The 26,374-nt window shown below is 54.7% G+C and carries 23 protein-coding genes; 17 read left to right on the top strand and 6 right to left on the bottom strand.

Going from position 1 to position 26,374, the window contains the following annotated elements; genetic code table 11:
- Positions 1 to 202: 202 nt before the first annotated feature.
- Positions 203 to 469, bottom strand: coding sequence for a hypothetical protein (locus SFX18_12235; protein ID MDX1963915.1), 267 nt, complete (start codon positions 467 to 469; stop codon positions 203 to 205).
- A 118-nt stretch (positions 470 to 587) separates the two neighbouring features.
- Here SFX18_12235 and SFX18_12240 point away from each other — a divergent pair, with 118 nt between their 5' ends.
- Positions 588 to 911 carry a hypothetical protein gene (locus SFX18_12240; GenBank protein ID MDX1963916.1) on the top strand — a complete coding sequence of 108 codons (324 nt, stop codon included), beginning with the start codon at positions 588 to 590 and terminating at the stop codon, positions 909 to 911.
- A gap of 168 nt (positions 912 to 1,079) precedes the next feature.
- Here the strand turns inward: SFX18_12240 and SFX18_12245 are convergent, their stop codons facing one another.
- The 5 genes from SFX18_12245 to SFX18_12265 form a co-directional block, all read right to left on the bottom strand.
- Positions 1,080 to 2,546 (bottom strand): tyrosine-type recombinase/integrase, encoded by a 1,467-nt coding sequence (locus SFX18_12245; GenBank protein ID MDX1963917.1) that lies wholly within the window; start codon positions 2,544 to 2,546, stop codon positions 1,080 to 1,082.
- A 1-nt stretch (position 2,547) separates the two neighbouring features.
- The gene (locus SFX18_12250; protein ID MDX1963918.1) at positions 2,548 to 2,763 is read right to left on the bottom strand and encodes a helix-turn-helix transcriptional regulator; all 216 of its coding nucleotides are present in this window, start codon (positions 2,761 to 2,763) and stop codon (positions 2,548 to 2,550) included.
- Positions 2,764 to 3,327: 564 nt separating this feature from the next.
- Positions 3,328 to 5,028: a DUF3987 domain-containing protein gene (locus tag SFX18_12255; GenBank protein ID MDX1963919.1), complete on the bottom strand. Its 1,701-nt coding sequence runs from the start codon at positions 5,026 to 5,028 to the stop codon at positions 3,328 to 3,330.
- A 316-nt stretch (positions 5,029 to 5,344) separates the two neighbouring features.
- The gene (locus SFX18_12260; GenBank protein MDX1963920.1) at positions 5,345 to 5,530 is read right to left on the bottom strand and encodes a hypothetical protein; all 186 of its coding nucleotides are present in this window, start codon (positions 5,528 to 5,530) and stop codon (positions 5,345 to 5,347) included.
- Between the two features lie 82 nt (positions 5,531 to 5,612).
- Positions 5,613 to 6,461, bottom strand: a complete 849-nt coding sequence (locus SFX18_12265; protein MDX1963921.1) for a hypothetical protein — start codon at positions 6,459 to 6,461, stop codon at positions 5,613 to 5,615.
- Between the two features lie 1,059 nt (positions 6,462 to 7,520).
- Between SFX18_12265 and SFX18_12270 the strand changes: the two genes are divergently transcribed.
- From SFX18_12270 to SFX18_12345, 16 genes are all read left to right on the top strand, one after another.
- Entirely contained in the window at positions 7,521 to 7,667 is a 147-nt protein-coding gene (locus SFX18_12270; protein ID MDX1963922.1) for a hypothetical protein, read from the top strand.
- 119 nt (positions 7,668 to 7,786) lie between these two features.
- A complete protein-coding gene (locus SFX18_12275; GenBank protein MDX1963923.1) occupies positions 7,787 to 8,203 on the top strand; it encodes a hypothetical protein in 417 nt (138 codons plus the stop codon).
- Positions 8,204 to 8,713: 510 nt separating this feature from the next.
- Positions 8,714 to 9,361, top strand: a complete 648-nt coding sequence (locus tag SFX18_12280; protein ID MDX1963924.1) for an AAA family ATPase — start codon at positions 8,714 to 8,716, stop codon at positions 9,359 to 9,361.
- Positions 9,362 to 9,458: 97 nt separating this feature from the next.
- The gene (locus SFX18_12285; protein MDX1963925.1) at positions 9,459 to 10,475 is read left to right on the top strand and encodes an AAA family ATPase; all 1,017 of its coding nucleotides are present in this window, start codon (positions 9,459 to 9,461) and stop codon (positions 10,473 to 10,475) included.
- Entirely contained in the window at positions 10,469 to 11,326 is an 858-nt protein-coding gene (locus tag SFX18_12290; GenBank protein MDX1963926.1) for a hypothetical protein, read from the top strand. The genes SFX18_12285 and SFX18_12290 overlap by 7 nt, the downstream gene beginning before the upstream one ends.
- Before the next feature lie 53 nt (positions 11,327 to 11,379).
- Positions 11,380 to 11,685 carry a hypothetical protein gene (locus SFX18_12295; protein ID MDX1963927.1) on the top strand — a complete coding sequence of 102 codons (306 nt, stop codon included), beginning with the start codon at positions 11,380 to 11,382 and terminating at the stop codon, positions 11,683 to 11,685.
- A gap of 108 nt (positions 11,686 to 11,793) precedes the next feature.
- The gene (locus SFX18_12300) at positions 11,794 to 12,465 is read left to right on the top strand and encodes a recombinase family protein (GenBank protein ID MDX1963928.1); all 672 of its coding nucleotides are present in this window, start codon (positions 11,794 to 11,796) and stop codon (positions 12,463 to 12,465) included.
- Between the two features lie 361 nt (positions 12,466 to 12,826).
- Positions 12,827 to 14,509, top strand: a complete 1,683-nt coding sequence (locus SFX18_12305; GenBank protein ID MDX1963929.1) for a class I SAM-dependent DNA methyltransferase — start codon at positions 12,827 to 12,829, stop codon at positions 14,507 to 14,509.
- Entirely contained in the window at positions 14,499 to 15,794 is a 1,296-nt protein-coding gene (locus SFX18_12310) for a restriction endonuclease subunit S (protein ID MDX1963930.1), read from the top strand. Before SFX18_12305 ends, SFX18_12310 begins: the two co-directional genes overlap by 11 nt.
- On the top strand, positions 15,794 to 16,243 hold the full coding sequence (locus SFX18_12315; GenBank protein MDX1963931.1) for a hypothetical protein: 450 nt from the start codon (positions 15,794 to 15,796) through the stop codon (positions 16,241 to 16,243). The genes SFX18_12310 and SFX18_12315 overlap by 1 nt, the downstream gene beginning before the upstream one ends.
- Entirely contained in the window at positions 16,240 to 17,004 is a 765-nt protein-coding gene (locus SFX18_12320; protein MDX1963932.1) for a DUF1829 domain-containing protein, read from the top strand. Before SFX18_12315 ends, SFX18_12320 begins: the two co-directional genes overlap by 4 nt.
- Before the next feature lie 72 nt (positions 17,005 to 17,076).
- Positions 17,077 to 18,267 carry an ATP-binding protein gene (locus tag SFX18_12325; GenBank protein ID MDX1963933.1) on the top strand — a complete coding sequence of 397 codons (1,191 nt, stop codon included), beginning with the start codon at positions 17,077 to 17,079 and terminating at the stop codon, positions 18,265 to 18,267.
- Positions 18,268 to 18,283: 16 nt separating this feature from the next.
- Positions 18,284 to 21,409 carry a type I restriction endonuclease subunit R gene (locus SFX18_12330; GenBank protein ID MDX1963934.1) on the top strand — a complete coding sequence of 1,042 codons (3,126 nt, stop codon included), beginning with the start codon at positions 18,284 to 18,286 and terminating at the stop codon, positions 21,407 to 21,409.
- Between the two features lie 49 nt (positions 21,410 to 21,458).
- Complete coding sequence (locus tag SFX18_12335) at positions 21,459 to 22,313, top strand: hypothetical protein (protein MDX1963935.1); 855 nt, start codon at positions 21,459 to 21,461, stop codon at positions 22,311 to 22,313.
- 125 nt (positions 22,314 to 22,438) lie between these two features.
- The gene (locus tag SFX18_12340) at positions 22,439 to 22,660 is read left to right on the top strand and encodes a hypothetical protein (GenBank protein MDX1963936.1); all 222 of its coding nucleotides are present in this window, start codon (positions 22,439 to 22,441) and stop codon (positions 22,658 to 22,660) included.
- 312 nt (positions 22,661 to 22,972) lie between these two features.
- A partial coding sequence (locus SFX18_12345) for a hypothetical protein (GenBank protein ID MDX1963937.1) occupies positions 22,973 to 26,374 on the top strand: 3,402 nt, incomplete at its 3' end.

A 26,374-nucleotide genomic window follows, 5' to 3' on the forward strand; every position in this document is an offset into this window, starting at 1 on the left:
CAAACGGTCCAGGGATACTAATTCAATTTCCATAAGGTCTCACTTCGCGGCTGTGGGCCACCGTGTGGCCCAGGAATGGGAGGGAAAATTCAGATTTTTTTCTCCGGCAACCAACTGTGTGCATATTTCCTGCTATTCCCGTAGGGGGCACGGGCCGAGCCAGCCAGGAAGTACCTACGGGCGTCGGTGGCAGGGGGAGGGGTCAGCTAGGGCTAGGTGGCAGGGGGCAAGCCTCTGCCAGTGTGGCTCGGGCCGTACAAAGAATGCAGGGCTGAATCGCTTTGCCACCACAACCTGGGCAACGCTTGTACCGCGAGGTCGAGGCCAATATATCCCCTCGTTTGATCGCGTGAATCGTTTCCCGGGACAGATCCAAGATCAATGCAATCTCGGTGATTGGAAGCGTCGTGCGCAATAGTCGCTGGCACGTCCTGATCTTGTCGTCGTCGATGCGATCGGCCTGGGGCATTCCTCCGATCATAGGTGGCGTATGTCAGCCGCTGAAATTTCAGTGGCTGACAGCCGTGGACTAGATTGCGGCTTTGGCACCGTTCTAGACCACCTTCCTCTATCCCCCTTCGTGCCGCATGCGAGTTACCCGTGCCCAAATCGAGCGTTATTTCAAGCTCGAAGCCAAGCGTAAAGAGCTCCAACGCCAGGCTAGTGACCTAGGCAAACAGGTGGAAGAGATCGAAAATGAATTAATTGAGTATGTCGAACAGAACGGCGGCGAGGCACGTTCGGTGACGACCTGTGGACACGTGCTAGCTATTGTGCAAAAGGCTGGCACCGTGCAGTGGAAACCAGAATTTATTCGGGTAGCGGGCCAGCGCGCCGCCGACCAGATCATCGCCGCTGCCCCTCCGCGTGATGCGTTTTCGATCACGCCCATCTCCCCCGTGGCGGCATGAGTTACCTAGCCGGGATTGATCCGTTACCCCCCCATTTGAGGGGTTTGCTCAGGTATGGGAAGCTATTGACTCGCCGCCAGACGAAGATGCTGGACCGAGCCATCGCAGATCTGAAACAACAAATCAGAAAAAAACGTCAAGAATGGGAGAGAATCCACAAAGTGGAGGTTATTCCTGAGCCTCCCATCTTGCCTTTGCCGAATACCAAAGAATAGATGTGGTATATACTTCTGGGGAGCATCGCTCTTTTAATCCGTGGGTCGTGGGTTCAAGTCCCGCCGGGCTCAGTTCACAAAACCCCGCATTTTCCCGTCTCAAATCGGGTTTTGCGGGGTTTTTTTTGTCAAGCTTTTCATTCCCTGTTTCCGTCGGTTTCTGGCCCTTTCCGGCCTTTGGAGTGAAGCTTTTTGTGAAGCTTTTTGGGGACAGATGTTCACTATCAATATTATCCTGCCCCGCCGGTTCGCTGATTTCTGATTTTTGCAGGTTTACCAGTTGGCCGCTGGCCCTAATCTGGTCCATTAGTTGGCCTGGGATCATGGCATAATGCTTTTCCGTGACCTTGACACTGTGGCCGATGATCCGGGCCGTCGCATAAATCGGCACGCCACGGGCTAGTAATTCGGTCTCGCAAGATTGTCTCAGAACTTGTAACAGGTCATCCCACGGGTTGATGCCCGCCGCGATAATGGCCTGCTCGATATTGCGATGCAGATTGTTTCGGCTCAGAGAGATAATCTTTTCTTGGCCCTCCGGGGCTTGTTCAAAGGCTTGTTCCAGGAGGGGGAGCAAGCGATTATCAATCGGCACCGTCCGCCAGTTTTTGGTTTTCTTGCCAAAAACCTTGAGCGTGCCATCATGCCAGTGCATGTTTCCCCAGACTAGCTTATGCGTCTCGGAAGGGCACCGCAGACCAGCGTAGCGGGCCAGACCAAAGAGCAACCGCCACTGGGCATTAGGTAGCTGGGATATAATGCGGGCCGTTTCCTCCTGGGTAACGTACCGCTCCCGCACCGCGGCATCACTCCCCGATGCCAGACCACGGAACGGGTTTTTTATAAGATGATCCTCTTTGACCGCGTAGTTAAAAATCGCCTTGACCTGTCGGCAATGCAGGTTGCCGGTCGCTTCGCTCATTCGGTCCTTTGACCGTTTACCGCTCTTTTGTTTCCGCAACCAGGTATCCCAAAGGTCAGCCATTTCGCGGGTAATGGCGTCAATGCGGACGTTTTCACCAAAGTAGCCAAGCAAATAATAAACCGTGGTCCTGACCCGCGTCATCGTTGCGGGGGCCGCTTTTTTGGACTTGGCCGCGATATAGGTTTCGGTCCATGCTTTTAACGTGGGGGCCAATATAACAATTGGCCGCGGTTCACAAATCCCATGCTTGACCAATTTGGCGTGCATATCATCGTCCAGCTTGGCCACCCAGTCGGCTAGTTCCGGTCCAGGGGGTTGACCCATCTTGACCAGCGATTGCAGTTGTTCGATGCGTCGCGCAAACTCGCGCGCTTGTTCGGTCGTTATCGGCCCTAGTTGTATCCGCCGCTCCTTGCGGTCGGCCCCTTCACCGGCAAAAAATTTGACGCCCTTAATGGGGCACTTGCCACCGCCCACTTTGTAGATACTGGCCATGTTACTTGCTCCCTATGGTTTTCGTAGTTATGACTATCTGTAGTATCTGGGCTAGCTTGTCGAGGTTTTCCAGACTTAGCCCGCCGATGCCATTCATAAACCGGCTCATGCTGGGTTGCGTGATGCCCGTCAATTTACAAATGCGATAATGCGACAAACCCGAATTGTCGATTACGGTTCGCAGTTGGTCGCTCAGTGTGGGATGTGACTTGCTCATAATGTAAGTGTATCCACTATTTAGTATATCGGCAAGTATTGATATTGTATTGTGGATCATCCCCTAATTGCCACAATTGCGAAATTTGCGTTCTGTGGGGTGGTTGCGGCTTTGGTCGCTCTGTAAGTCGTGGTCGGCATCAACTTGCGTTCCTGGGGCATCCTATGCAACCGATTTTCCTAAAATGGCAGCTCATGCCGCCAGTCTCGGTAGCCCTGGGTATACAACTTGGCTTCCACCAAAAATGCCCTGATGCCTTGCCGCTCGGCTTCCGTCTCCAGCCCCGTACCTGCGTAATACCAAACGTCACTGTGCCATTAACCGGGCTTCCAGGTCCACGGGCTACAACTCCCCATCACCATCGCTTTGCCGACCCCGCCGCTGCCGTTTTTTGGTTTTTGCTGGCATCCCCGCCCCCACTGGTAAATGTTAAAATGGGCAATCTGATTGCCTCGTTGCTGGTGAAATTTTCTCTCGGGTAGTGGGGTAATAAGGGTAAAAAGGGAATTAAGTCGGTCCCTGGGTGGCTTTTTACCCTTATTACCCTCTTTCGCACATAAAAACTTATGCGGCCCGCCAACACTCTTGCGGTCTCCCGCTAGTTGGCACTGACAGCTTTGTGGCTAGTCCCATGCCCTCTAACGTGCCCATGCAACGGTTCAATTCCGCCGCTGGCACCCTGCCTTTAAAAATTCCATATATCTCGGAACGGGTCATGCCTTGTCGTTGTCGCAGCTCATTGATGATCCGGTCGGCGGTTCGGCTCCCTGTGGAAAAACCGAACACATAGCGGGCCGACTGGTCGCAATAATCCCAGATCGCCAATGCCGCTGTGAGAATCTCGCGCGTGATTATCGGGCTACGGCAAATCATGGCCAGTACCACCGCCAGACGCATCACCTGGGCCTCTGCCCGGCCCGTCGCCATGCCCCATGCTCCGGGCCGACCATTGCTCAAACTTGGGTAAACATGATGCCATAGCTCGCGTGCCTGTTGGTCGCGACGGACTTCCCCCCGACCACGGGCAAATTCAATCGACCGTTCCAAACTGTTGGCCATCACCGCCAGACTTTCGGTTTCCAGGGTTCCCCCCTCGGGCAAAAACTTTGACCGATAAACTCGGCACCATAGAAAGCGATTAGCCAGACCATTGGCTATGTCGCAATTGGATAAAAGCTCCCGCAACTCGGTCCGCGTGATGTGCCCCACGATTGCGATATGGGCCGCTGTCGCTTTGGTGGGGGAGTTCTTGGTGAGAGTTTGCAAGATCGGCTTGCTGTCCCATGCGTCCCGCATCACCGCGGACAACGTGTTTTTCTCGCGGGCAATGCTGCGTAGCGTCCCCCCAAATTCTGATTCAATAACCAATAACCGCTTATCGTCGATCCCCTCATCGACCATTACCAAATCACCCTTTTTATCGGGCTTATAGATTGCGTCCCGCACTTGGTGAATTAGGCCCTCACCGCTGCTTAAACCTGTGGGGCACCGCGTATCGGCAAACGGTTCATCGACCATGCGGAACAGTCGCCGTATCTGTCCCCATGATGTTCCTTTGCGGCCCTTGCTGGTATCGCCCACAAGACAGAGAAATTGATTGCAATAATGCTCATCGGCTTCTGCACAAAAATGAGCGGTTCGGTTAATGCAGCTTCCAAACGCCGCCAGCAACTGCATTAGTAAACCTTCCCGGCAAGCTTCGGTATGCGGTTCTATTTCATACACAATCTCACCCGCTAGACCATGAAACGCCGACACTGCCATAGGCTCGGGTGGATCATCGTCCGCCTGGCGCGAGTCGTGGTTTTGGTTGTCGGCTTCGGTGCGTAGAATGACCGCTAAATGATGTTCCAGGGGTTCGCTAAACTTGATTGCGTAGAGTAGTTTCTTTGCCGCAAAAAACTTTTCAAACCGTTCATGGGCTTCATTCACGCGGGTTAAATGTTCCCGCCAGTTGTGTGTATCGGCGTCTGTACGGGCCGCCTTGGCTATTACTAGCTCGGGTTGCGCGATGCCCGCCTGTTTTAGTTCGCCGACCAGCAAGGTTAAATCTAAGGCCCCGGTTCTTGACCAAAGGGCAATCATGTTGCTGGCGATAATTCGGTAATCACCGTCATGAAAATGGTCGGCCACAATTTGCCCGAGAATCTCGGTTTTAATCGCTCGGTCAGTCTCCAGGATGCCCGCGGCAATGACCACCTTTTCACTTTCAAAAGCTAGCTCGGGCGGGTCTAGCAATTCACCTGGTGAATTCGCAAGGTCCATGCTAAAACGTTCCTGTTATGTGCGGTCCAGGTTACTCCCCGGGCCGTGGTAACTATGTTGGGGTTTTAAGAATGTAGACCGGGCCGCGATTCGCACTCGCAGCCTGTGTCATTTGTGGACTGTGTATCTTTTTGGTACGGGGTCATCCCATGCCCGCGTGCCCTGATCCAGTTCATCACCGCGGCATGCTCATACCGAATGGCACCACCAGGGAGTCTGCAAAAGGGCAGTCCATGCAACCGCCGCCAATTGTTGAGCGTGCGGGGGTCCACATTGGCAATAGTCGCCAGTTCGCGGGAAGTAAGAAGTGAGAGGGTCACTTGCCACCCCCACTACGCTTAACGTGCTTCAAGAGGGCACGAATAGCCCGCCACTGAAAGCGGATTTCGCCATCGGGCAAACAGATGTGCGGGAGTTTTCCCCGCTTGGCTAGGCGTTCGGCTTTGCCAATTGGCCAGCCAAGTCGCCGATCGATGTCGGCACTTAATAGAAGTTGCGGCATGAGAATGGCTCCTGAGTACGCGGGGCTTGCGATATGCTTCCCCATAAACTCATGGTCACCAGCACGCCACCGAGAGCTTTTGTTACCTTTTGCTTTCTTTTGCTTTCTTTTGCTTTTTAACCGCCCCAGCAATTTCAGGGATTATCTGCAACCCGCGTTGGCCGTAATCGTAATGCCCGCTGGTGGTTGCGTCGCGGTCGATGTTTCGTTGCTGCAATTCGTCATGCCGTTTCTCCAGTCGGTTCCACCATTCCAAGAGTTTTCCACGCTCACAACAAATTTGCCCACCTTTCCCCGGGCTAGGAATCGGTCCGACTGTCGAATTGGATAGTTTCTTTATCCGGCGGATCTCTTCTTTAGAATAAGGCCGCCCCAACGCCGCTATAATCTCCCGCCAGCCAAATAGCAAATCAAGGGGCTTAACATCATCCGCTGCCCCTGAAATGTTCTGGGTCTGTCCCTGAAGCATTATCACTCCCGCCGCCACCCGTTGCTTGCCCGCATCGTCACCAACCACTTTCCGTACCAATACAGTTCCCTGGGAATCTTTCAGCACCCGCATAGCAACCGCCTGGGTTGTACTAAATGTCAACACTTCACCATGCCAATTTACGGAATGGCAATCGTCGCTGAATCGCACGTTGGGAGCTGGATCGCCGTTTGCCGGTTCCGCCGCCGCTTCCCCCTCTATTCCAAACCGTTTCCCTAATTCCCGTTCCACAATCCGCAAAGCATCATTCAGAATCGTTTCCCCCTGCAATTCCTTGGTGTTGGCTATTTCCCGCAAGAGTAACTGCCAATTCCAACTAGGCAAAATATCGACGCCTTGTTTCACCATTTCCCCTACATCCAAAAACGGGGGGCCAAGATGCAATAGTCGGGGGTCACTGGTATCGTAGATTGCCCCCAACATTGCGGTGTATGATTCCATGTCTCGCTTGCGCTTCAAGAAAAGCCGCAAACACCAGGAGACTTCGTTTATTCGTTCTTCATATCCAGTGGGGTACGGTTGGGGGCCTATGAACCGTACGTGGGCCGCTTCCCCCGCTGACCAGTTCGCCACCTGTTCCCGCCACCACTCCCACGCCGCTGGGTAGCGTTCCAGCAATTCCCCTACTCTGCGTGAATACTCCTTTACCCATTCTGGTGTGTTCCCAACCCCTAATAGCGGCTCAAGCCATTCCATCATTGTTCCCCATAAAAAATCCAGCCGATCCGAGAAAATCGCGTAAGCGTGATGCGCTCTCCCGCGGATCGTAAAACAAGAGCGTTGTAACACACTGGCCACCTGTTACGCACTATAGCAAATATTCGGCCTGTAGGCGACTGGATAACTTGCTAAGCTGCTAACAAAGTATTGCACTTCTCATTATACTTTCCACCCTGTTTCATGTATCAACAAATAGAAAACTTGGAGACCGTGTCCAACTCGTTTGTGTAGCGCTGCGACAGTGTGGAAGCCATTTTTAGAGCAAAGTCTAAACCTGCGGTAAACTTGGTTCCAACAAGAAAATATCCTCACGCGAGAGAAACTCGAAAATCTACATCGTGGAGAGCGAGTCTTTCTCTTTTCCCCAAGATTTAAACCTCAGGAAACGGGACTTCCACCAACTCACTAACCCCCCCACCCTCGGGGCAAAATTCTACCAACCGCAACTTCTCTACAAGTTGCCAAACTGCCCAAATTAACACGGGGTTACACAAGTTGCGGGAGGGGGACTAGTAAGTATCCCGCGCGCGTGTGACGGGCGGGGTGTTGGGTCAAAATCGTGGCATAGTAATACTGTCACACTGCAACACTAAGCTGTTGTCCTCTATACCTTTACGCTTTGCTAAGCGAATCGCTCAGCAAAATCCTGGCCGCTTTGCCGAGGCCGTAGTGTTGGTTGTCGATGGCAAAACGCCACGACAGGACAAACGAGTTTCGCTGTTATCACTTTGACTACAGTACTGGTCACTGTGCTAGCACAACACAAAGGGAGGAACGGTTATGAGCGTAGCACAGTTGGAAGAGTATCTGTTGCAAGAGTTGGAAGAGTTTTCCGCCACAGAGCCTGGACCTGATGTAGGCAGCTTTGTGTGGGATGAGGAAGTTCACGGTTATTCGTGGGAATGGTGTGACACAAGCCACGATTAGGCCAGTGTGTTGGTCCGTAGACTTCCCGACTAAGCACACTGCTAGCGTAGTGTGCTACATCAGCAAGCCTACTGTTGGCAAGCGATTGTGTTTACCTAATCAAGGGAGAGTGTACAGTTATGACCAATTTAGAAGTGCTAGGCGAACTGGCCAAGGGTGGATTGTCCGTGGACGAGACTTGTTCTCTGATCGGGCAGGACAGTGCAACTCTGCGGTACGTCCTGCTGGGCGTCAAGAGCGGGGCGATTAAGCCCGCCGATGCGGTTGATGTGCTGCCTAAGCAGTCCACCGGTGCAGAGTTCACGGTTACAGAGAGCGGGGCGATTAACTTTGGTCGGCTTGCTGGCGGTAACGCCCAGTTTGGCACAATCCTGCGAGTTGAGACTGTAGCGGCTATCCGTGCCAAGTTGGACCGTTACGACGAGTTTGTTAAGGCGAATATTTCGCTCATCGATCAGCGTAGTGCCGCTAGCAAGGCCAAGCATGCCGCGGAGAAAGCGGCTAAGGCTAAGGGCAAGGTTAAGGTTGCCGCCTAGTGTGGGAATTCCCTAGCTCCCCCGTAGTGGGGGAGCACTTATCCCTGCACCCTTACAGTGAGGGTGTGCGGTCAAGTAGCAAGGGAGAATCATTATGGCTATGCCTCATGAGCGGGAGTTTGTGGCAACACTGGCTAGGGATACGTTTGGCGTAGTGTTTACTATGCTCGACGCCTACGAGGAGTTGGACACCGACGCTGTTGGACAGTGTGCTGCGGAAGCGTGCGTTGCGGTTTCGCGTGTTCTGAGAGAATACTTTGAAATTGAGGGTTAACCTTATGTTGGAGCGTGTATTTCCTGAGGGGAATCAGTGGCGTGACCGTATTTTTTACGATACGAGAGAGGGCCGCTACTATGACAAGTGGAGTGACCTTTACTTGGAGTATGACCAGCTAAGAGCGTATGGTTTGCCAGTGTGATTAGGCGTTCCCGTGCCACTGTAACGGTGGCACTCTATCCCTGCATCGTTACGTCAACGGTGCGCGGTCAGAGTTTAAGGGAGAATGTGTCATGCCTGCATTATTTGAGCGGGAACGGCCAACTACGCTTGACGGCGTGGTTGGTCAGCCCCTCACGGTCAAGAGACTAACCGCGCTCAAAGAGCGCGGGTGGGGTGGTAGAGCGTACTGGATTAGCGGATTGTCCGGCACGGGCAAGACTACCATAGCCAAGATTATTGCCAGTGATGTGGCAAGCGAGTTTGCCACCACAGAAACTAGCGTTTCACGGTTTACGCCTAAGGCGTTAAAGGACTGGGAAGACTCATTGTGTTGCCGCTGCATTGACGGTAAGGGACACGCGTTAATTGTGAATGAGGCGCATGGGCTGCGCAATGCCACTATAACGGATTTTCTTGACGTACTAGAGCGTTTACCAGAGTATGCCGTGGTGATTTTTACAACCACGAATGAGGGGCAGGAGGCTCTGTTTGAGGATTGCATGGACACTGCGCCACTGTTGTCACGTTGTATCCGGCTAGAGTTACTCTCTAACGGCAAGGAGTTGGAGTTAGCGTTTGCGTTGGAAGCAAGGCGGATAGCGCAGAAGCACGGGTTGGACGGTAAGCCGATAGGGGCCTATGTGGAATTGGTGCGACAGTGCAAGCATAACATGCGTGCTGTGCTGCAAGCGATAGATAGCGGGTGCATGGCGGACTAGCCGTTACCCCCCCTAAAAATCCGCATTTCCGCGGCAAATTCGTAGTTGTTTTTGCCGAGATGATCTTGGTTTTTGGTTTTCACAAGGGAGAAAATCTATGTTCACGTTAAGTCGTGGGCGTGTGGATACCCAGCTTTCGCTGGACCTGCACGCCGACGCGCCGGGTTGGGTCTACAACCAGATAGAGCGCGAGTGTTGTAAGTGTGGGGTGATTATGCCCCCCAATGAGAAAGTAAAGCCCTCCGGGCGTTCGCCTAGTGGCGATATGACCTGGCAACATTTTTACCCGTGTGAAGCCCCGAAGCGTAAGCCCCGGCCCGCGAAGGTGGAAGTGGTAGTGCCGCCGGTGAAGTCTACGGAACGGCGCCACAAACTGTTGCCCAAACTGCTGCGTAAGCTGGCGGCGGGGTTAAATGTGATGCTCGTGGGGCCTGCGGGCAGCGGTAAGACGACGCTGGCCGCCCAAGCCGCCCAAGAGTTAGGGCTAGAGTTTAGTTTTATTAGTTGCTCCGCCGGTATGAGTGAGGGACAACTGTTGGGGCGGCTGTTGCCCGTGGAAGCGGGGGGCACTTTTGGCTATGTGCCAGCACAGTTTGTGCAAGCGTATGAGCAAGGGGGAATGTTCCTGCTCGACGAGTTCGACGCCGCGGACGGAAACACGTGTACCGTGTTAAATGCGGCGTTAGCCGGGAAGTTTATGGCGTTGCCTAACCGTACCGATAAGCCCCTGGCCAACAAACACGCCAACTTTAAGGTGATCGCGGCGGCGAACACGTTTGGCCTCGGGGCGGATCGGATGTACGCCGGCCGCAATCAGCTCGACGCTGCCACGCTAAACCGTTTCACGTGTGCCACCCTGGAATGTGACTACGACCGCGAATTGGAAGCGGATTTAGTGCCGGATTCCGTAGTGCGGGATACCTGCTGGAAACTGCGGGACTTGGTGCGGGAACGCAAGTTTCGGCAGATTGTCGGTACCCGCGATATGCTGGCCGCCCAGGCGTGCCGCAACGTGGGGGAAGCGTACCGCGAGATTTTCGCTGACCTGCTGGTGGCCTGGTCGGCTGATGAACGCAAAGCCGCCGCCTCGATCTTGGAGAAATTGCCATGCTAGAGAGTTACCACACAAAGGGAATCGGGGGCCTGGTCCAGCGAGAATTCGACTCGCTGGACGACCTGGCCAACAGCAAGGCCACGGAGAAAGACAGGTACAATCCCTACGGCCTGGGCAGTTTGTTTGACCGGCACAACACGGATTTTGTGGGGCGAAAGTTTACCGGCATCGACCATGCCAAACAAGAGTTACACGGCCACTATCAGCCCACCGCTGATGATTATTTTGCGGTCAAAAGTTACCTGGACGATATGGATTTGCCCGTGCCGGTGAACGTCAAGCGCAAGCCTCGCTGGAATGAGGACGGCGGGGATACGCTGTGCATCGATCGGCTGCGTGCCGGTCAACCGTACTGGCAAGAGTGCCGACGCACAGCCAGCATCGGGCGCAGCAATATCACGATTGTGTGCAATGTGGCCACGTCGTGGGATGTGAAGTCCCGCGACATTTTGTGGCGCGGTGCCGCGGCTATCACGCTGGCCGATTGGCTGGAACAAGCCGGTTACAGCGTACGGTTGATTGCCGCCAAGTACAATCTCAATTCGTACACCAACGGGGATCAGCTGTTGCTTTCCTGCGTGGTCAAGGATTACGGTCAACCCGTGAGCGAGTCCCTGCTAGCCAACGCCTTGAGCGGCTGGGCGTATCGGACGCTGTGGTTTTACGCGATGTCCAGCGAGGGGCGAGTATTGACCAACAACCTAGGCAGGCCCCGCCCGATGAATACCGAGATTGTGGACTTGATCGACCCGGGAGCGATCTTGTGCCAAGAGTTGTGGGAGAAGGAAGCGGCCGCGATTTGGCTGCTTGAACAAGCCGCCAAATTCGCGGATTTAACCATAGCGGCGTAGTGAGAATCACACAGCTTTATTTCAAATAGGTTCATTTTTCCATGAGGTCAACCATGTCCACGACGTTTATTGTGACGAACCGCTTATCTTGGAATAAAACCTTCATCACCCCCGGGGCGCTGGCCGCCTTTGGGGATGCGGAGTTACCCACCCCCTACTTGGATCGCCATGCGGGGTGTGACTGGGGGACTGTCGGTGATCAGGACGCCCAGGCGAATGATGATGCGCTCCAGCATGGCGACCGGCTCCTAAGTGCCTATATCCTGAAAAACGGCGCGAAAATCTGGATCATCACCGAGGGTGTGGATGCTAGCGGCCAGCGTCAAAGCACCACGATCCTGCTACCCCGTGAGTATTAAGTAGTGCCCTTATACTCTACCACGGAAAAAATAGGCCGCGGCAAGCACATTCAGCCAACAAAACTCCCCTCTCCATTCCTCCACTACTCCAATTCTCCATTACCCCCCATGCCCATCATCGCCTACGCCCGCTTCTCCCCCCGGCCCATGCCACAAGATTGCCACAGTGTCGAGCGGCAATGGGCGGAGATCGATGCCTGGGCGGCTCGGCAGGGCTGGTCCGTCAAGGCCCACTATGCCGACCGCGACATATCGGGTGCCGACCGTGAGCGGGCGGGGCTGTTTGCCGCTCTGGCCGAGCTTAAACGTGGTGATCGCCTGGTCGTGCGGGACTGGAGTCGCCTGGCCCGCGACACGGAATGGTCGATTGTGCTGGCCCGCGAGATTGAACGCAAAGGGGCCAAGCTGGTGTCAACGAGCGAAGGGGACTGGAGTATGACGGACAATCCCACGGCCCGGTTTGTGAGCACGGTCTTTGCCGCGCTGGCCGAAATGCAGCGGGAGCTTAGCCGCTCGCGCACGTCGGCCATGATGCTGCGCCATCAAAGCGCTGGTCGGGCCATGGGCAGCGTGCCGCCGTATGGTTACCGTAAAGTGGGCAAAAAACTGCTGCCCGTGCCGGACGAGCAATCGACCCTGCGGCTCATCCGCGACTTGCACGCCCAAGGACTGGGGGCCTCCGCCATCGCCACACGGCTGAATGACTCAAAAATCCGCTGCCGCGGCAAAAGTCGTCTATGGCACGCCTCTACCGTGTGGAGGATTCTGAGGCGGGGGTGAGGGGGGGAGCGCGGTATTAACAGTACAATCTCTACCGCTTCAATGGGGCCGTGCGTTCCCAGGCACGGAAAGCACTCTTTTGTTGAGGGGCTTGCCCATGATTTCTCGCTTACCATTTCCACGTGAAGAGAAACCACAGCCTATAAACTACGGAGACGTCACCTTCCCGTGTGGTAATTGCGGGTTTTAATAAAATTTTCTATAATTCACCCCCAGACACGACAAATCCTGCCGCAATTGCTGCATTTTACCCACTCAAATTCCGTATCATGTGAATTTGCCCAGGCAACTTGCGGCAAAAAATCCGAGCACAAAGGGAAGAAGCTCAAGAAGAAGAGTTCCTAGGGGAGTCCATCGGGGCATGGCCAAACGCAGCAAATCCACCACCGCGAAAGCCAATTCGAACGCCAAAACCGAATCCAACGGCAAAGCCACGGCCAACCTCGGCTTCGAGGCCAAACTCTGGCTCGCCGCGGACAAGCTGCGCAACAACATGGACGCCGCGGAGTACAAGCACGTCGTCCTGGGCCTGATCTTTTTAAAGTACATTTCCGACACCTTTGAGGAACACCGCGTTAAACTGGCGTCCGGCCAGGGGGAATACGCCGGGGCCAATCCCGAGGACCCGGACGAATACCGGGCCGAGAACGTCTTTTGGGTGCCGCAGGAGGCCCGCTGGACGTTCCTGCAGGCCAATGCCAAACAGCCCACCATCGGCAAATTGGTGGACGATGCAATGGTCGCCATCGAGCGCGACAATCCCCGGCTCAAAGGGGTCCTGCCCAAGGATTACGCCCGCCCGGCGCTCGATAAACACCGCCTGGGGGAACTGATCGATCTGATCGCCACGATCACCTTAACAGCCGCCAGCCAAGGGGAAAAAACCCACCGCTCCGTCGATCTCTTGGGCCGGGTGTACGAGTATTTCCTCAATCGTTTTGCCAGCGCCGAAGGAAAGAATGGGGGGCAATTTTACACGCCCAGTTGCGTGGTCCGCGTCCTGGTGGAAATGCTGGCCCCGTATAAGGGGCGGATTTACGATCCCTGCTGCGGATCGGGGGGGATGTTCGTCCAGTCCGAAAAGTTTGTCGAATCGCACGGCGGCCGGATCGGCGACATCTCCATTTATGGCCAAGAAAGCAATAACACCACCCGCCGCCTGGCGGTCATGAACCTGGCTCTGCGGGGGATCGAGGCCGACTTTGGCCCCGAACATGCCGACACGTTCCGCCGCGATCTGCACCCCGATCTCCGGGCCGACTTTGTCCTGGCCAATCCCCCGTTTAATGATTCCGACTGGTTCCGCAAGGATGACGACATCCGCTGGAAATACGGGGTCCCCCCGCGGGGAAACGCCAACTTCGCCTGGGTGCAGCACTTTATCCACCATCTGGCCCCGCAGGGGATGGCCGGGTTTGTGTTGGCCAATGGCAGCATGTCCTCCAACCAATCCGGCGAAGGGGAAATTCGCCAGGCGATCATCCAGGCCGATCTGGTCGATTGCATGGTCGCCCTCCCTGGGCAGCTCTTTTACAGTACGCAGATACCCGTTTGCCTTTGGTTCCTCACCAAGAGCAAAGCCGCACGAAAAGTGGAGCGGGACCGAGTGCCTGACTGCTACCGTTCACGAAAGCACGAAACACTTTTCATTGATGCTCGAAAGATGGGAAAGCTCATTGACCGTGTTCACCGGGAGCTGACGGACGAAGACCTCGAACTCATCGTATCTACCTACCATACTTGGCGCACTGACGAGGAGGAGCGCTTTCAGGCTGGAAGGAAGGCGGGAATCATCTTTGAGATGCGGGAATACCGGGATATCCCCGGTTTTTGCAAATCAGCCACCACGCAGGAAATCGCCGCCCACGGTTACGTCCTGACGCCGGGCCGCTATGTCGGTGCCGCCGATGTCGAAGACGACGGCGAACCGTTCGAGGAGAAGATGCCGCGCCTGGTCGCGGAATTGCAGGCTCAATTTGCCGAGTCGGCGAAACTGGAGCAGGCCATCACAGCTAACCTAAGGGGGCTGGGCTATGGCGGGTGAATGGCCAATAGTTCTTGTCACCGATCTGTATGAAATAGGATCTGGTTTGTCGAAGCCAAGATCGGAGTTTGGATTCGGAACGCCTTTCGTCACATTCAAAGATGTGCTCGACAACTACTTTATTCCATCGACCCCCGGTTCGCTGGTGAATGCGACGGAGAAAGAACGGCATGCGTGCTCAGTCAAACGCGGAGATGTTTTCTTGACACGAACGAGTGAGACGCAAGGCGAACTCGGAATGAGCTCAGTTGCCCTAAAAGACTTTGAATCAGCGACTTTCAACGGTTTCACAAAACGACTTCGGCCAAAAGCAGGAACCGAACTGGTCCCTGAATATGTCGGCTACTATTTTCGAGGGCCGAAGTTTCGACAGGCAGTAACCGCCATGTCGTCGCTTTCGACTCGTGCAAGTCTAAACAATGAAATGATTGGGCGACTCTCAATCACGCTTCCGCCATTTGAGATACAAAGGCAAATAGGGCAAATATTAAAGGCGCTGGACGACAAGATCGAGTTGAACCGGCGGATGAACGTGACGCTGGAGGCACTAGCGTGGGCGCTGTTTCAGAGTTGGTTTGTGGATTTCGACCCCGTCCGCGCCAAACTCGACGGACGGCTGGTTTCCCCTCTCCCCGTGAAAGAGGGCCAGGGTGTGGGTTACCCCCTCGACCCCGCCATCGCCCCCCTCTTCCCCAACTCCTTCCAAGACTCTCCCCTTGGCCCAATCCCACATGGATGGCGAGCGGCGCACCTTGAAGAAATCGCAAGTGTCGGTAGCGGAAAAAGGCCCGAAAGTCGCTGCGATGTTTTGTCGCCGGAGTGCAACATCCCCCTCTACGGTGGCGGCGGCAGAATGGGCTATGTGCCCTCAGCCCTCTACGACAAACCGATTTTATTCACCGGGCGGGTTGGAACCTTGGGACTCATCTTTCGGACAGCGGAACCGTCTTGGCCCTCTGACAACACGCTCATTGTTGAACCGCAGGCCGGAAATTTCGACTTCACCTATTTTGTTTTGAAGGGATTCGACCTTATCACGCTGAACCGTGGGTCAACGCAGCCTTTGCTGACGCAGACGGATCTCAAACGGCAGACGTTCGTGCTTCCAACCAAAGACGTTGTTAAAGCCTTCGCCGATGTCTCGGAGCCAATCTTCCGCCAAATGGTTTCCAACGAGAGGGAATCCCGCACCCTCGCCACCCTACGCGACACCCTGCTGCCGAAGCTGCTGAGCGGGGAGTTGAGCGTTCCACACACGGAGCAAATCATTGGGAGAACCATTTAATGACAGACTATAATCTTACACAAGAAGAAGCAAAGAAGTTGCTCTTCATGGAAAAGGTGTGCAATGACGAGAAAGAGCACCTCTTTCCCCAAACCGGCGGCGCTTTGTCACTGCCACTTTTCTCGCTGGATCACCGTGAAGAGTTCGTACTAGATCTGAGTCGTGGAAGAATTGATTTGGCAAAAGTAAAATATCAGAATCGCGCCCGGCAAGTCGTAGTTCTAGCGCGTTTGGACCTAGCCGGCCCTCCGCATAGGAATCCAGACGGAGTGGAAATTCCTTGTCCACATTTACACCTTTATCGTGTGGGATTTGGTGACAAATGGGCAGAACCATTGCCAGAAATGGTGTTCGCAAATCCAACCGACTTGTGGCAAACGCTCCAGGATTTCTATAAATATTGCCACATTATGCTACCGCCGCGAATTCAACCAGGGCTGTTTCTATGATATACGAAGTACAAAAACTGCTCGATGACTACTGGAAGTGGCTTAAAGACAAGACCACCCTGCGCGAATTGCAGGAGTGGATCGAAATTACCACACCATATTTGGACCGCCATAACGATTTTATCCAAATTTACGCGAAGAAACAGGAGTCAGGCTACTTGCTCACTGACGACGGATACGTGTTGTCCGACTTGGAACAATCTGGCTGCAGACTTGACAGCCGGAAGCGGCAGGAACTGCTGAAGATGACAATCAACGGATTCGGCGTCCGCTTAGAAGGGACAGAGCTGCAGATTCATGCTAGTCAAGACAATTTCCCATTGCGCAAACATAGTTTAGTGCAGGCTATTCTAGCCGTGAATGACATGTTTTATCTAGCGATGCCAATGGTAGCCAGCCTGTTTCATGAGGACGTGGTCGAATGGCTTGACAGCAAAGACATTCGATACACGCCACATCCCACATTTCGAGGTAAAAGCGGTTACGACCACGTCTTCGATTTTGTCATTCCCAAGTCACGAAAACAACCCGAGAGAATTATTAAGGCAATCAATCGCCCTAATCGCGACACTGCCCAATCGTTCGCCTTTTCGTGGATAGATATTAAAGAAGTTCGTCCGGCAGACGCAAAGGCTTACGCAATATTGAACGATACGGAACACGCAGTCTCAGAGACCGTTATCGATGCTTTACACAATTATGGCGTAACTCCTATCAAATGGACTATGCGAGAGGAGTCCTTACAGGATTTAGCTGCCTGAAGAACTATTCTGTGTCGCGCATTACACGAAGTATTGACTAAACAAGTCCGCATTTTCCTAGAGAATGGCAATATGCTTCAGAAGCCCTTCGATCAAATCCAACTTTCGGATGTCACGCAGTTAATAACTTTATCAGTGGCAGAAAGCGCTACGCTTGAATACAAGCAATCATTGCCAGGTGACACTGATGAAGCCAAGAAGGAATTCCTGGCGGACATTTCGGCATTTGCTAATGCGCGGGGAGGAGACATTATTTTCGGTGTAAAAACTGGTTTAAACGATAAGGGACAGAATACTGGAATTCCTCAATCGTTAGTTGCTATTGAAATAGATAGCTCAGATCAAATCAAGCAGAAGCTGGAAAACGTCATTCGCACTGGGATCGCTCCTCGAATTAAAATACAAATTCGAGAATTTACCCTGGAGAATGACGGTGGCTTTATTTTCTTAATCCGAGTGCCTAAAAGCTTGAGTGCACCTCATATGGTGACTTATAAAAATTCGTCTCGTTTTTTCACGCGAAATTCTGCTGGTAAGCATCAATTGGATGTGGAGGAAATACGCTCTGCTTTTTTGGCGAATGAAGCTCATGCAGAACGCATTAAACGCTTTCGTGAAGAACGATTAGCGCGAATTGTTGCAGATGAGACACCTGTACTATTAATGAGTACCTCCCGAATGGTTTTGCATATTGTGCCGATAGAGTCATTCATCAACAGGCACCGTTTTGATTTATCGTCAGCTTACAATCAATTACGAATTTCGTTTCCATTGATTCGGAATCATGGGAATGAATTCCGATATAATATCGATGGTTTTCTTAATTTTCAATGCGAAGAGAACAGCCCCAGCAAAGGCTATACGCAAATCTTTTCCAATGGTACAGTTGAATCCGTATGCGCAGATGTACTTAGTTCCCGTAATGGTAAAAGAGGACTTGCCAGCACTTATTACGAAAAACAGATTACCCAAACGACTGGTCATATTCTCAAAGGTTATAGAGAGTTGGGAATGACGGGCCAAGTTGCGGTGAGTCTGAGTCTACTTGGATGTCGAGATTCGTTATTGGCTGTAAATGTGCGTTTAGAAGAAGGAGGGCATCCGCTAGATCGTGACGCAGTTATTATGCAGGAAGTTGTTTTTGAAACTTCAATTCAAGATACTCGCAAAGCTCTCAAGCCACTTTTTGATCAATTATGGAATGCCTACGGTTATCCACGCAGTTTGAATTTCACTAAGGATGGTATCTGGGAACCACATTAGTAGTATGGATAAACCCATGACCCTCACCGAATCCACCGTCGAAGCCGCCGCGCTCGAATGGTTTAGCCAATTGAACTATGCGACCCTGGCTGGTCCCTCCCTCGCCCCCGGCGAACCCGCGGCCGAACGGGCCTCGTTTGGCGACGTGATCTTGGCTGACCGCCTGCGCGCGGCCCTCGACCGGCTCAACCCCGCCATCCCCCCCGATGCCCGCGCAGAGGCTCTGCGCAAAATCCAACGCCTGGCAACCCCGTCCCTCATCCACACCAACCGGGCGTTTCACACCTGCCTGCGCGAAGGGGTGGAGGTCGAATTTGCCCGGCCCGACGGCACCCTCAAGCACGACAAGGTCTGGCTGGTCGACTTTACCCAGGCAGCCAACAACGACTGGCTGGCCGTCAACCAATTTACCGTGATCGAGGGGCAGCACAACCGCCGCCCCGATGTCGTGGTTTTTGTGAATGGCCTGCCTCTGGGCCTGATCGAACTGAAAAATGCCGCCGACGAGGAGGCCGACATTTGGGCCGCGTACCGGCAACTGCAAACGTACAAAGCGGAAATCCCCAGTCTGCTGGCTTATAACGCGGTTTTGGCCATTTCCGATGGCTGCTACGCCCGCCTGGGTTCCCTGACCGCCAACCAGGAGTGGTTCAAACTGTGGCGGACGATCGAGGGTCTGGAGGAAGCCCCACGAGGGGTGACCGAACTGGAAATTCTGATTCGCGGCGTGTTTGAACCATCCCGCTTTTTGCAGTTGCTCGAGCATTTTATCACGTTTGAGGATGACCCCGACCGGGGAACGGTCAATAAAATCATCGCCGGTTACCACCAGTTTCACGCCGTGAATGCCGCCGTTGACGAAACCATCCGGGCCAGCGGCATGGGTACGGCCGGCCAGGCCGCGGGAGGCCAGCCGGGGGACCGGCGGATTGGCGTGGTCTGGCACACCCAAGGGAGCGGCAAAAGCTATTCCATGCTGTTTTATGCGGCTCGGATTGTCCGCGCGGCGGCGATGCAAAATCCCACGCTCGTGGTGCTGACCGACCGCAACGATCTGGACGATCAACTGTTTGGGCAGTTCCAGCGTTGCCACGAAATGCTGGGCCAGACGCCGATCCAGACCGAAAGCCGGGAACGGCTGCGGGAGTTACTGGCCGTGGCGAGTGGCGGCGTGGTGTTTACCACGATCCAGAAATTCCTGCCCGAAAAAGGGGAGCGGATGCCGCCGCTGAGCCAGCGGCGAAACATTGTCGTGATTGCCGACGAAGCCCATCGTAGCCAATACGATTTGATCGATGGCCTGGCCCGGAACATGCGGGATGCCCTGCCGCAGGCCTCGTTCATCGGTTTTACCGGCACGCCCATCGAGCAAACCGACGCCAACACCCGCGCGGTTTTTGGCGACTACATTAGCATCTACGATATTTTGCAGGCGGTCGCGGACAAGGCCACGGTCCCGATCTATTATGAAAGCCGGATCGCCAAACTGGGCCTGAATGCCGCGGCACTCTCAAACCTGGACCGGGAATTTGAAGAGCTGACCGAAGGGGAGGAACTGACCAAGAAAGAGCAATTAAAAACCAAGTGGGCCGCCCTGGAGGCCCTGGTGGGGGACCCCAAGCGGATCGCGCTGATTGCCGCGGATCTGGTCAACCACTTTGAAAAACGGCTGGAAGCCCTGAGCGGCAAGGCGATGATCGTCTGCATGAGCCGTCGGATTTGCGTGGATATGTACAACGCGATTATCAAGCTGCGGCCGGATTGGGCCAGTGCGCCGGATGATGAAATAGAGGCGGAACGGGACAAATCGAGCGTGGTCAAAGTGGTCATGACCGGCAGCGCCGATGATGGGCCGGAATGGCAGGCCCACATTCGCAATAAGGACAAGCGCAAGAAGCTGGCCAACCGGTTTAAAGATAGCAAAGACCCTTTTCGGATCGTGATTGTCCGCGATATGTGGCTGACCGGCTTCGACGCCCCCTGCCTGCACACGATGTATGCCGACAAACCGATGCACGGGCATGGCCTGATGCAGGCGATCGCGCGGGTGAACCGGGTCTTTCGTGATAAGCCGGGGGGGCTGATCGTCGATTACCTGGGCCTGGCCGATCAACTGAAACAAGCGATTTCCCTGTATACCGACAGCGGCGGCAAGGGCGAACCGACGTTTGACGCCGACCAGGCCATTGCCGTGATGCTGGAAAAGTACCAGGTCGCCCGCGACATGCTGCACGGTTTTGACTGGAGTCTGTGGGTTGATGGCAAACCGACCGAGCGATTGACGCTGATACCCGCGGGCCAAGAGCATATTTTGCGGCAAGAAGAGGGGAAAATCCGGTTCACCCAGGCAGTTACCGAGCTATCACGGGCGTTTGCCCTGTGTGCCGCCAGCGACGAGGCGGCGGAAATCCGCGATGACCTGTCGTTTTTTCAGGCGTTACAAGCGGTGCTGAATAAGCAAGCGTCCAAGAACACGCGCAGCCCCGAGCAAATTGAAGCCGCGGTACGGCAACTGGTTTCCAAGGCGATCACGACCGAAGGGGAGGTGATCGACGTGTTTACCGCAGCGGGCCTTTCCCGGCCGGATATTAGCATTCTGAGCGACCAGTTTTTGGCCGAGGTGCGCGGCCTGAAACACAAGAACGTGGCGGCGGAGTTGCTGGAGAAACTGCTCAAAAACGAGCTGAAAGTACGATCCAAACGCAACCTGGTCCAAAGCCGGCTGTTTAGCGAAAAGCTGCAAAGCACGCTTAACGCTTATCATAACCGCGCGATCGCCACGCAGGAGGTGATCGACGAGTTAATCCGCCTGGCTAAGGAAATGGACGCCGCCACCAAACGGGGCGAGGACCTGGGCCTGACGGAGGATGAAGTGGCCTTTTATGACGCCCTGGCGACGAACGAGTCGGCCATCCAGGCGATGGGCGACGACAAGCTCAAAATCATTGCCACCGAGTTAATTACCCAGGTACGCAAAAGCGTGAGTATCGACTGGACGTTGCGGGAAGGTGCCCGGGCGCGCATCCGCGTGCTAGTCAAGCGGATACTCAACAAATATGGTTACCCGCCCGACCTGCAGGAAGAAGCGGTCCGCACGGTGCTGCAACAGGCGGAACTGCTGTGCGGGGAGCTGGCGGGGTGAGGGGAGGGCGTTGTGATGTGTATATTGGGCCTGATAATAGAAAAATAGTATGCCTGGAACAAGGGATAAGAATCTACGTAGCGGTGATCTTCACGAGGAATTGGGTATCCTATTGCTCAAGGGGATTGCTGTCGTTGCGCCAGTGCCTAGACAAGAAGATGTTGGCAACGATGCTTTCGCAACTCTCTTGAAGCAAGCAGGAAATAGAAAACTCATTGCGGACATTTCATTTTTGGTACAATTCAAATCTTCATCGGTTACATGCTTGACATTTAGCAAGAAGGATGAATTGGAATGGCTCTACGCGCTAGAGATTCCGTTGTTCATAGGACGTGTTAGCTTCTCTACGGCAAGTATTGAGCTTTACACCACAATCAATTTGCAACAAGTCATTTTAGAATTCGGCTACTCTCAGATTACTGTATTATTCAATGATTCTAATGTGAGATCTGATAAGGCCGGAGAAAGAACGATTAACCTAGGTGAGCCTATTCATACATGGTCGATTTATGATCTTTGCAGTGACGGATTTTATGAAAATTACTTTGCGGTAATTCAACCACATGTCGAGATGCTTCGAAGAAACATAAACCTTCGACGCGTTCATACGTTAGAGCAACTATCTTGGAAAACCGGTGAACCACCAAAGATATTTTCACATTTAATCCAGACTCAAGCCGAAAGCAATGTACAAGACACTTTAGAAGCATTGGTTCCCCTTGTGCGACGCCTATTTTTTGAAGTTAGTGTTAGTGACAGATATGAAGCCTTACCAACACTTAATGCATTTTGCGATTTGATTACACGTTGGGGTGTCCATCCTGATAAACTTGGTTGTTTTAGGCAAATCTTAGAACTAGACGCTATGCAAATTGCGCATGCGGAACCGGTTTGGCATATATGAAACCCACGCTAATTTCACTGCAAATCCAGGAATTGCGTGTGTAATAGGTTGCTCGTCAACCCGGGCGACGTAGCGCAAAAGTAACACAGGCAGTCGCAAGAGTCGCAAGAGGAGCAGAGAGCAGGATGAACCTTAATGAAAGGTCACGACCCGCTCAAAAAATTCCCACGTGGCTAGATCGTTTTCGTGCCAAGCAGGCGGAACCGATTTGGAATCAAGCGTGGCAGCTTTTTTCGCTCTATCGCGGCTCGGTGGAACTGGAACGAGCCTACTTGCATCAGAATCAAAAAATGGATCTTTACGCCTATGCCGAGCGGTTTGGTTTGGCTTGGCCAAGGCTGAATTGAGTTTTTCGGCAATTGCTAGCAATTTCCCTTGGCGCAGGCACGCGAGTTCTGCCTGCAATCGATCCGAATTCCTGGCCATTTGCGAGAATTTTATTTTTCAGAGACGAATTGCTTGTAAGCGGGTAGACGTTTGCTAGAATTACGATTGCTTATGTTAGGCAGACTTCTGGGGATTGGCAACAGTGAATGGCTGGGGAGGCGAACTCTGTCGTGAGTTGTGTCTCCCGGTGACGAGTCGAGTGGAGGCTGGATTCTTTTTGAATCCACTCCTGTGATGACCGCGTGAAATCTCGTGCCAATAGGGAGCAGGTTATGGCATCGCCCACGATCCGCCGTCCGTTTCTCGCCCAGCCGCTGACCCCCTCGCCTTATACGGCTGATGGGTCCTGCACGGCCTCCACCTGCCAGACGGGGAGTTGTCCTCCGTCGGCAAGTCCGACCCCCTCGGCGGGACCGCCGCCCAGTCCGAGTCCAAGACCCAGCAGCCCCTCGGCGGCACCACCGCAAGCCCAGTCCGGGTTTGCTTATCCGGTCGTGCAAATGATCCAAACCGCGGCCAATCAGGCAATGGGGGAAGCGTTTCAGACGTTGGATCAGGTCTCCGGGTTAGGTGATATCGGCGGCGGGGGCATGGTGGACCCGAGCCGCGGGACGTTGACGACGGCGCTGGCACCGGCGGGAGCGGGTCCCTTCGAGCCGATCCCGCTGATTTACTATAACGGTGCCGAGTTAACCAATAGCGACGAGTACCCGGCCGGTTGGAGCGGCACGTTCAAGCGGAGCTTAAGCGAACCGACTGTGGGAGGCAACGTCACGATCCGCACCGGTTCGGGCTACGACTACACCTACACGCCGACGGCGGGGGTGTATTACGACGCTCCGGAGACGGCGGTCAATTCGCTCCAGGCCGACGGGACGGAGTTCATCGAGACGCAGCCGGACGGTTTTCAATATCGCTACGCCCAGACCGGCGCGAACAAGGGCCGGCTCGTGCGGCTGCAAAACCATGTCGGCAGCGTTTGGACCTTGACCTACGTGGGGGGAACCAGCCGGGTGTCGTCCGTCACCGACCCGTTCAGTCGTCGCTTGACCTTGACGTATGACGGCAGCAACAAGCTCAATACGATCCAAGACAGCGCGGGCCGGGTGACCACCCTCACGGTCGCCTCGAATCGTCTGGTCTCCTGGACGACGCCGGAGCTTTGCCAAACGGAATTCGGCTACGACGGCAGCGGCCGTTTGCAAACCCGCATCCAAGCTTCGGGTACCCGAACCACGTTTGCCTACGATGTGAGCAATCGGGTCACTACGATCCAATACACGGATGGGAAGATCGCCACCTACGCCTACTCGGGCGACACCACGATCTACACCGACCGAGTGGGGAAAATTACGACTCTGGTGCACAATTCGGACAAAGCGCTGACCACGCTGATCGATCCATTGGGACTGCGGACCACCTACACCTGGTCGGGGAAACTCCTCCAAGGGGTGCAGAATCCCTTGAGCCAACGGACCAGCTTCGTCTATGAGCGGCTGGGGAACGGGGTCCATACGCTGCGGGGCGTGATTGATCCGTTGGAGACGATCACGACGCTCGTGTGGACGTATGACAGCCAAGGGCGAATCACGGTGATTCGCAACCCGCTGGATGAACGGGTGACGTTGACCTGGGGGAGCGAAACCCCGGAAAGCCGCAACTTAATTGAACTCAAAGACGCGCGGGGCATGATCGTCCAGAGCGCATACGGCGGCGCGCAGTTCCAGCTTTCGACGATCACCAATCCCTTGAGCCAAGTCACGACGGTGACCTACGACAGCGTGGGGCGCAAGCAGACTCAAACCAATCCCACGGGGGGACGTTACACGCTGAGCTACACGGCCAATAGCCAGGTCGAGACCTACACCGATCCGGTGGGGGCCGTCACGACCTACAGCTATGACCAAATGAATCGGCTGTTAACCGTGCGGGACGCGCTGGCGCAACGCACGACCTACACCTACTGGACCAACTGCCAGATTCGGACAATGACCGATCCGCTCTCGCGGGTCAGCACCTTCCAATATAACGCCGCCGACCAGTTGGAGGCCCGGATCGATTCGTTTGGAAACCGCACGACCTTCAGCTACACGGGCCGGGGACAAATCGAGACGGTTACTAATCCGGTGGGAAGCAAAACCACGCTCGTTTACGACGACTTGGGTCGGCAGCGGACCGTGGTCGATGGCTTGGGAAGAAGAACGACCTACGGCTACGACAACGCGGGACGGCAGAATTCGGTCCTCAACGCCCGCAACTTTCTCACGACCACGGTGTACGACGCCAATGGGCGGCACTCGGTCACCATTGACGCGCGCAATAATCGCACCACCTATGCCTACGATGCGGCTTCGCGGGTGAAGACTGTGCAAAATGCACGGGGTTACGTATCCACCTCGACCTACAATACGGGAGGCTTGTTGGCGACGACGACCGATCCCTTGCTCAACGTGACCACCTTCAGCTACGACGATGTTGGTCGGCAAACAGAGACCCAAAACGCGCTGGGATTCCGCACGACCACCGTCTATGACGGGGATGGCCGGGTGTTGGCCAACGTCGATTCGCTCGACCGCCGCGTTACCTATAGCTACGACCCGGCGGGGCGGATGCGGACCACCAAGGACGTTCTGGGAAACGTCACCACGTTCGGTTACGACGGCCTGGGACGGCAGATTACTTCGCAAAATCCCTTGGGCAACGTTTGGACGACAACCTATGACGCGATTGGTCGGGTGTCAGTCCAGCAAGATCCGCTCAACCGCCGCACCACCTACAGTTACGGGATTGCCCAGCAGACCGTGGAAATTCGGGACGGGCGGGGGAACCGGACCACGCAGATTTACGACGCTGCCGGACGGCAAACGGCGGTCGTGAATGCCTTGAGCTTCCGGACCACCACGGTTTACGACAACGCGAACCAAGTCACGGCATTGGTCAATGCGCGGAACTTCCGGACCACGTTCCAGTATGACGAAGTGGGGAACAAGACCGTCCAAATCGATCCCTTGGCGCGGCGGACCACGTTTGCCTATTCGGCCACCAACCAAGTGGCGACGCGGCAGGATGCGCGGGGTCGCGTGACGACCTACACCTATGACGAACTAGGCAGCGAGACGCTGCGGCAATACCCGGCTGGCGGCCGGGTGACGACCACCTATGACGAACTCAATCGCCGCACGGTGCTGGCCGATTCCACGGGCCGCTACACCACGAGCTACGACGCCGTCGGTCAAGTCGCCAACCTGACTTGGCCGGGGAATAAAGTGCTCACCTATAGCTACAATGAGGTAGGACAGCGGGCGAGCCTCATCGATCCGGACGGAGGACGATTTACCTACAGTTACGACCCCGTGGGGCGGATCGAACTGTTGGACAACCCGCAAAGCGACCGGACCACGTTTGCCTATGACGCGGCGGACCGCCGCACCAGCATTCGCCGGGCCAACGGCACCCGGACGAGCTTCACCTATAACGTGGCCAACGAGACCACCAATATCGAGCACCGCAATCCGAGCGGCACCATGCTCAGCAGCTTCGCCTACACCTACGACGGGGCCGGGAACCGGACAGTGCTCCAGGAACTGACCGGAGCGCCGGTGACCTACACCTACGACGTGGCCAACCAACTAATCAACGAGTACCGCTTCAACTCCTTTAGCGGCACGATGACC

The sequence above is a fragment of the Pirellulales bacterium genome (genome assembly GCA_033762255.1).
Taxonomy (GTDB): Bacteria; Planctomycetota; Planctomycetia; order Pirellulales; family JALHPA01; genus JANRLT01.